General features: G+C 63.7%; 7 protein-coding genes. 4 read left to right on the forward strand and 3 right to left on the reverse strand.

Annotated elements, in window-relative coordinates:
• From ccmB to VQ045_RS16305, 3 genes are all read right to left on the reverse strand, one after another.
• Complete coding sequence (gene ccmB / locus VQ045_RS16295) at positions 1-660, reverse strand: heme exporter protein CcmB (RefSeq protein WP_327622742.1); 660 nt, start codon at positions 658-660, stop codon at positions 1-3.
• Entirely contained in the window at positions 657-1,346 is a 690-nt protein-coding gene (gene ccmA / locus VQ045_RS16300; protein WP_331830853.1) for a heme ABC exporter ATP-binding protein CcmA, read from the reverse strand. Before ccmA ends, ccmB begins: the two co-directional genes overlap by 4 nt.
• A gap of 108 nt (positions 1,347-1,454) precedes the next feature.
• On the reverse strand, positions 1,455-1,988 hold the full coding sequence (locus VQ045_RS16305; RefSeq protein ID WP_331830854.1) for a pyridoxamine 5'-phosphate oxidase family protein: 534 nt from the start codon (positions 1,986-1,988) through the stop codon (positions 1,455-1,457).
• Positions 1,989-2,309: 321 nt separating this feature from the next.
• Between VQ045_RS16305 and acnA the strand changes: the two genes are divergently transcribed.
• The 4 genes from acnA (at position 2,310) to VQ045_RS16325 (ending at position 7,934) form a co-directional block, all read left to right on the forward strand.
• The gene (acnA, locus tag VQ045_RS16310; RefSeq protein ID WP_331830855.1) at positions 2,310-5,084 is read left to right on the forward strand and encodes an aconitate hydratase AcnA; all 2,775 of its coding nucleotides are present in this window, start codon (positions 2,310-2,312) and stop codon (positions 5,082-5,084) included.
• A gap of 235 nt (positions 5,085-5,319) precedes the next feature.
• The gene (locus VQ045_RS16315) at positions 5,320-6,111 is read left to right on the forward strand and encodes a DUF1223 domain-containing protein (protein ID WP_331830856.1); all 792 of its coding nucleotides are present in this window, start codon (positions 5,320-5,322) and stop codon (positions 6,109-6,111) included.
• 164 nt (positions 6,112-6,275) lie between these two features.
• A complete protein-coding gene (locus VQ045_RS16320) occupies positions 6,276-6,653 on the forward strand; it encodes a DUF2794 domain-containing protein (protein ID WP_442879888.1) in 378 nt (125 codons plus the stop codon).
• A 135-nt stretch (positions 6,654-6,788) separates the two neighbouring features.
• Positions 6,789-7,934 carry a YihY/virulence factor BrkB family protein gene (locus VQ045_RS16325; RefSeq protein ID WP_331830858.1) on the forward strand — a complete coding sequence of 382 codons (1,146 nt, stop codon included), beginning with the start codon at positions 6,789-6,791 and terminating at the stop codon, positions 7,932-7,934.
• Positions 7,935-8,053 lie beyond the last annotated feature (119 nt).

The following is an 8,053-nucleotide window of genomic DNA, read 5'->3' on the forward strand; positions in this document are numbered from 1 at the left end:
TCAATCCGCGCTGGTTTTCAGCGCCGCGCCGGCCGCGATCGGACCCAGCGCTCCGAAGAACAATGTCAAAGCGACGAGAATGAGGAAAGGCGGCAGAAACGGATCGGGATCGTTGACCGCGCCGTATGTCGCCGAGACGCCGAAGATCAGCACCGGGATCGCCAGCGGCAGGACGAGGACAGAGACCAGTAGTCCGCCGCGCGGCAGAGCGACCGCGACGGCGGCCCCGACGGCGCCGATGAAGGTGATCGCTGGCGTGCCGGCGAGAAGCGTCGCCATGACCGCCCCGATCGCCACCGGATCGAGCGCGAGGAAGAGGCCGAGAACCGGCGCGGCGAGGACCAGCGGCAAGCTGGAGGCGACCCAGAGCGCCAGGCATTTGGCGAGGACGACAAGCGGAAGCGGCGTCGGCCCGGCGATCAAAAGATCGAGCGTGCCGTCGTCACGGTCGGCCTGGAACAGCCGGTCGAGGGTGAGCAGCGCCGACAACAACGCCCCGATCCACAGAATCGCCGGCCCGATGCGCGACAGAAGATTGAGGTCCGGGCCAATGCCGAACGGGATCGTCGCGACCACGGCGAGAAAGAAGATCACGCCGGTCATCGCTCCGCCGCCGCCGGAAAAGGCGAGCCCCAGGTCGCGGCGGAACAGCGCGATCATAACCAACCCTCGGCGGCGGCGATCGCCGCCTCGTCGAAGCCGCTGGATCGCTCGTCAGCGGCAGGCAGTCGGCGCGACTCCAACTGCAATTCGCGTACCGCCGCCATCCCCAACGGCTGGTGGGTCGCGGCGATAACGATGCCGCCGCCGGCCAGATGCGCGTCCATCAGGGCTCCGAATCGCTGCTGCGAGGAAGCGTCGAGCGCCGATGTCGGCTCGTCGAGAATCCACACCAGCCGCTCGACCACGAGAAGCCGGGCGAGACTTGTCCGCCGCTGCTGGCCGGCCGACAAATACGAAAACGGCAGATGCGCCAGATCGGGGAGGCCGACGGCGTCGAGCGCCGCCTCGATCGAACGCCCGCCGCCGCCGAGATAATCCCGCCAGAAGCTGAGATTGTCGCCAACACTGACGCCCGGCTTCATGGCGTTGCGATGGCCGACATAATGGGCGATCTCGGCGACGGTCCGGGCCGGTTCGCCGTCGGCGGCGGTGGCGCCCGTGACAGCAACGTGCCCGGCGAGCGGCCGCAGCAAACCCGCGAGCGTGCGCAACAGGGTCGACTTGCCGGCCCCGTTCGGACCGGTCACGACCAGCGCCTCGCCGGCGGACAACGCGATGTCGATCGGCCCGGCTACGACAATCGTGCCGCGCCCCACGCAAAGGTCGGAGATCGCGATTCTCATGTGGCAGGGCGCCTGGAAAGTTCCGGCCTCAATACATCGTCACCTTGTAGCGCTCGACCATCTCGCGATCGATGTCCTGGATTTCGCCGGAGAGGCCGATCTGGTCCTTCAGCATTGCCCCGAGGGTCGGCATCGTTGCCCTATCGATCTGTTTGTCCGCATCCCACAGCCCCGACCGCATGAAGGCCTTGGCGCAGTGGAAATACACCTCCTTCGCCTCGACGAGAAGCACGCTGATCGGGCGCTTGCCTCGTAGGCGCAGCGGTCGAGAAGCTCGTCGTCGGTGCGGATTTCCGCCGTACCATTGACGCGCAGGGTTTCGTCCATGCCCGGCAGCAGGAACAACAGCCCCACAATCGGGTTGGCCAGCAGGTTCTCATACGTGTCGAGGCGCTTGTTTCCGGGCCGATCGGGAATGGCGATGTGGGTGTCGTCGATGATGGCGGCGAAACCCGGCTCGCCCCCCTTCGGCGAGACGTCCGGCAGTTTGCCCGGCGACGACGAGCCAATCAGCACGAAAGGGCTTCTGCCCAGGAACGCCTTCGCATGGGCGTCGAGCCGCGGCAGCTGCTTTTGCGCCGCGCGCACGCTCGGCGAGCCGTAGAGCGCGCGCAGCGCCTCGATGGTCGCGATCTTCGTCATTGCGACATCTCCGGCGGGCTTGAAATCCGGCGCTTTCGATTGGACGAAATGGCGAAATGGCCGTGTTCTTTTGCGATTTTGTGCACTGCGAGCCTCTCCGCCCTTTATAGCCCTTACAAACTTGCCTATAACGCCATCAACCACACCAGCGACCGGCGTGGAAACTCTTCAGCGCCGATCTCAAGGCCCCGCCCGGCACCGGCGGGCGCCGGGGCGGACAAGCGGAAATGGTCGTACCCGCATCTTCGAGCGCTTTTCCGCGGCGCTCAAGGCCGTTCGCCCTTCGGACTTCCATCCTGGTTCGAAAAGGAACGAAGCCATATGTCTCATGCATCCGACAGTTTCAAATGCCGCAAGACGCTTTCCGCCGCAGGCAAGGACTACGTCTATTATGATCTGAAGGAGGCCGAGAAGAACGGCCTTGCCGGCGCGGCGCGCCTGCCCTTCTCCATGAAGGTTCTGCTCGAAAATCTCCTGCGCAACGAGGATGGCCGCACGGTGACGGCGGACGATATCCGCGCCGTCGCCAACTGGACCAAGGACAAGGGCAAGGCCGGCCACGAAATCGCCTATCGCCCGGCGCGCGTGCTGATGCAGGACTTCACCGGCGTGCCGGCGGTGGTCGATCTCGCCGCGATGCGCGACGCCACCAGGAGTCTCGGCGCCGACCCGAAGAAGATCAACCCGATGGTTCCCGTCGACCTGGTCATCGATCACTCGGTGATGGTCGACTTCTTCGGCCGCAAGGATTCGTTCGAAAAGAACGTCGACGCCGAATACGGCCGCAACGGCGAGCGCTACACCTTCCTGCGCTGGGGCTCGGAAGCCTTCGAGAACTTCCGCGTGGTGCCGCCGGGCACCGGCATCTGCCACCAGGTCAATCTGGAATATCTTGCCCAGACGGTCTGGACCAAGGACGAGAACGGCGAGACGATCGCCTATCCGGACACGCTGGTCGGCACCGATTCGCATACGACCATGGTCAACGGCCTGTCGGTGCTCGGCTGGGGCGTCGGCGGCATCGAGGCCGAGGCGGCGATGCTCGGCCAGCCGATTTCCATGCTGATCCCCGAAGTCATCGGCTTCCGCGTCGAGGGCAAGCTGCCGGAAGGCACCACCGCGACCGACCTTGTCCTGACGGTGACCCAGATGCTGCGCGCACACGGCGTCGTCGGCAAATTCGTCGAGTTCTTCGGGCCGGGCTTGTCTAACCTGACCCTTGAGGATCAGGCGACGATCGGCAACATGGCGCCCGAATACGGCGCCACCTGCGGCTTCTTCCCGATCGACAAGGACACCATCGCCTATCTGGAGGCGACCGGCCGCGACAAGGACCGCATCGCCCTCGTCGAGGCCTACGCCAAGGCCCAGGGCATGTATCGCGAGGACGGCATTGCCGATCCGATCTTCACCGATACGCTCGAACTCGACCTGTCGACGGTCGTTCCCTCGCTCGCCGGACCAAAGCGCCCGCAGGACCGCGTCGCCCTCACCGAGGCGGCGGCGAAATTCCACGACGCGCTCGCCGAGATTCATGGCGGACGCAAGAAGAACGACACACCGAAATCCGAGGGCGAATCCCGCTATATGGATGAAGGCGCGACCGGGGTGAACGACACGCCCCAGGACAACCGCCACGGCCAGACGCTGCATGCCGTTGAAGGCACCGACCACGGCCTGTCGCATGGTGACGTGGTCATCGCCGCGATCACCTCCTGCACCAACACGTCCAACCCCAATGTCCTGGTCGCGGCCGGGCTTCTCGCCCGCAAGGCCCACGCCAAGGGCCTGACGGTAAAGCCGTGGGTGAAGACGTCGCTGGCGCCGGGGTCCCAGGTCGTCACCGAGTATCTGGAGAAGGCCGGGCTACAGTCGGATCTCGACGCGATGGGCTTCAACCTCGTCGGCTATGGCTGCACCACCTGCATCGGCAATTCCGGGCCATTGCCCGAACCGATCTCCGAGGCGATCAACCAGAACGACCTCGTGGCCTGTTCGGTGCTGTCCGGCAACCGCAACTTCGAGGGCCGGGTCAATCCGGACGTTCGGGCGAACTATCTCGCCTCGCCGCCCTTGGTCGTCGCCTATGCCATTGCCGGCTCGATGTTCGTCGACATCACCAAGGACGCGCTCGGCCAGGACCAGGACGGCAACGACGTCTTCCTCAAGGACATCTGGCCGTCGACCCAGGAGATCGCCAAGATCGTCCGCGAGACGGTGACGCGCGAGATGTTCGAAAACCGCTATGCGGACGTCTTCAAGGGTGACGAACACTGGCAGAAGATCGCCGTGTCAGGCGGCCTGACCTACGATTGGGACGACCGCTCGACCTATGTCCAGAACCCGCCCTATTTCGAGGGAATGACTCAGGAGCCCGATCCCGTGACCGACGTGAAGGGCGCACGGATCCTCAGTCTGTTCCTCGATTCGATCACCACCGACCACATCTCGCCGGCCGGCTCGATCAAGGCCAATGGGCCGGCGGGCGACTACCTCGTCAGCCATCAGGTTCGCCCGGTCGACTTCAACTCCTACGGCGCCCGGCGCGGCAACCACCAGGTGATGATGCGCGGTACCTTCGCCAATATTCGCATCAAGAACCAGATGCTCGACGGGATCGAAGGCGGCATGACCAAGCATTTCCCGTCGGGTGAGGTGCTGCCGATGTACGACGCCGCGATGCGTTACAAGGACGAGGGTGTGCCGCTCGTCGTCTTCGCCGGCAAGGAATACGGCACCGGCTCCTCACGCGACTGGGCTGCCAAGGGCACCGTGCTTCTCGGGGTCCGTGCCGTGATCGCGGAGAGCTTCGAGCGTATCCATCGGTCCAACCTGGTCGGTATGGGCGTCGTCCCCTTCGTCTTCGCCGAGGCGGGAACCTCCTGGGAATCGCTCGGCCTGAAGGGCGACGAGAAGGTCACGATCGAAGGGCTTAGCGACATCAAGCCGCGTGACATCATGGAAGCGACGATCGAGGCGGCCGACGGTTCGACCCGCACGATCAAGCTGCAGGTCCGCATCGATACGCTCGACGAGTTGGAATACTACAAGAACGGCGGCATCCTGCACTACGTTCTGCGCCGGCTGGCGGCCTGATCCCAGACGCCGGCCTGCACATGGCAGATGACGATCATCGACGCCGCCGCGCCTCGTGCCGGCGGCGTCTCTCGTTTGGCCGACCGATCAATGACTTGTCATCCGCAATTGACTGGCAGACGTATTCTTCGATCGCTACGGTACGATCGATGACGAAAACCCAGGCAAAAATGCTCCAGCACCCTGACGACCCCCGTCCTGCAGACGAGCCGGCAGGTTTGTCCAGGGTGGTCTCGTGACCGTCCTTCACCTCATTCGACGCGCCTTTCCAGCATTCGCGTTGCTGATGCTTTTCCCGTTCGTCAGTGGAGCCCGGGCCGGCGACGCACCCGCCGAGCCGGTCACCCAGGTGCTGGAATTGTTCACCAGCCAGGGTTGTTCGTCCTGCCCGCCTGCGGATCGCCTTTTGACCAAACTGGCCAAGGAACCCGGCGTTCTCGCGCTCGGCTATCACGTCGACTATTGGGATTACATCGGCTGGCGCGACATCTTCGGTTCGCCCGAAAACACCGAGCGGCAGCGCGCTTACGCCCAGGCCTTCGGCACGACCACGATCTATACCCCGCAAATGGTCGTGAATGGCCGCAAGGGTGTCGTCGGTTCGCATGAAGCGAAGATCCGCAAACTCATGCAGACGACAGCGCTTCCAAAAGGGGGAGGCACGCCGAAGGTAGCGTTAAGTGTCGAGGGCGACCGCCTGCACATCACCGCGGACGTCGGCCGGCTGGATCCGGACAGTCCGGCACCGGTGCTGATGCTGGTCACCTTCGGTGACGAAGCGACCACGACGATCGAGCGCGGCGAAAATAACGGCCACACCATCGTCAACACGCGTCCCGTCCGTGGCTGGCGCCTTCTCGGCATGGCCGCGGGCGAACCGATGGATATCGATCTGCCCTTGGCGTCGCTACTGAAACGGGGAGAGCCGAGCGGGGGTGGCTGCGCGGTGATCCTTCAGGCCGTGACGGCGGATGGAATGCCGGGACCGATTCTCGCCGCGGCGCAGATGGAATTCGCCGATCCATGACGCCGGCCAGGTGACGGCCGATCAGTCATCGGGCGCGCGTTTGCCGCCAGATGGCCATTCCGTGTTGTCGGCATCGGAAACGGTTTTGCCCGCGGCCGGTTTCATGCGAACATGCCGAAGAGTTGCGGCTTCCTCCGCGGCAAAGCATTGGACGAGGGGCAGTCTTGACGGATTTCGGATCGAAGGGAGAAACCGCGACCAATCTCCTCCCCTTTCCCCGTCAGAATTCCAATCATTTTTCCATTGTCTCGTTCGATCGACGAGAATTGTCCGAAATCCTCAAGATCTACGGACGCATGGTCGCCGCCGGCGAATGGCGGGACTATGCCATCGACACGTTGAAGGATCGGGCGGTGTTCTCGGTCTTCCGCCGGGCCAGCGAAATGCCGCTCTATCGGGTGGAGAAAAATCCGAAGCTCGCCCGAAAGCAGGGGGCGTACCAGGTCGTCGCCGCTGGCGGCCTCGTTATGAAGCGCGGCCATGACCTGACCGCCGTGCTCCGCGTGTTCGACAAGGGATTGAAACTGGCGGAGAACGGTTGAGACCGTCCGCTGGTGCGAAAGCCCTGGATGACGATATCCATTGCCGGCTACAGAAGTTTATCCCGCCCGCCGCCCCGCGAAGGGATCGCCTATTGGGTCGTGGCGTTGCTGCAGAACCGGGACGGGTGAGGGCGAATGACCAGAGCGAAGACAAATCACGCCGAGCTTCGAGATAAGGGCCGGGGGCGACACGCCGACCGGCCCGATGAAATTCCCGTCGCGGGTTGGAAGAGCATCCTTTGGCGGGTTTACGAGGAAATGGGCGACGATCGCGTCACTCTCGTCGCCGCGGGCGTGACCTATTATCTGCTTCTCGCCATAGTCCCGGGCCTTGCCGCCTTCGTTTCCCTCTACGGCCTTTTCGCCGATCCGGCGACGGTCAGCGATCATCTGGCACAGTTGCGCGCCTTCATCCCTGGTGGCGGAATGGATGTTCTGGAGACGCAACTGAAACGACTTGCGTCGAAGGGCGACACCACGTTGGGGCTGTCGCTGGTTATCTCCTTCGCAGTCTCGCTGTGGAGCGCCAATGCCGGAGTCAAGTCGCTGTTCGAGGCGATGAACGTCGCTTATGACGAGCGGGAAAACCGTTCCTTCTTCAAGCTGAACGCGATCTCCCTCAGCTTCACCCTGAGTCTCATCGTTGTGTCGCTGCTGATGATCGGCCTCGCCGTGGTTCTGCCAATTCTCCTAGGCTATCTCGGCTTGGGCACGGGGCTGGAATGGCTGATCTCCGGCCTCAGCCTCCTCCTGATGATCGTGGTGTTCTCGCTCGGCCTTGCCGCGCTCTACCGCTGGGGTCCGGACCGTGCGAACGCCAAATGGCGGTGGATCACCCCGGGCGCCATCCTGACGCTCGTGGTCACCACGATCGTGTCATTGCTGTTTTCCTGGTACGCCGCCAATTTCGGTTCCTACGATGCCACCTATGGCTCGCTCGGCGCATTGATCGGTTTCATGACCTGGATCTGGCTGACGATGATCATTCTGATCGTCGGCGGCGAGTTGAACTCGGAGATGGAACACCAGACTGCCCGGGACACGACCACCGGGGCGCCGCAGCCCTTGGGCCAGCGCGGCGCCGCCATGGCTGATCGTGTCGCCGGACAATCCTCCGACACCGATGTTTCCGGTCGCGGCCGCACCCCTATGACGCCGGAGGAAGAATCCCCCGCGAGCAAGCGGCGACGCGAAGGACTGTCGGTTGGCAAGCTGGCGGTAGCGCTCCCTGCCGCGCTGTTGCTCACCTACCTCAAGCGCCGGTCCGAGCGGCGGACCTGAGGGAGTCTAGAGCATCCGGCGAATAATTTGAATCGACGGGTTCCCATTTGATGTTCGGTTTGATTCTCTGTGAGCAGGAGGTGCTCTATGGGAAAGGCTGTTTCATCAGATTTGCGGGA

Origin of the sequence: Aurantimonas sp. E1-2-R+4 (genome assembly GCF_036549515.1) — a bacterium.
Lineage (GTDB): Bacteria > Pseudomonadota > Alphaproteobacteria > Rhizobiales > Rhizobiaceae > Aurantimonas > Aurantimonas coralicida_A.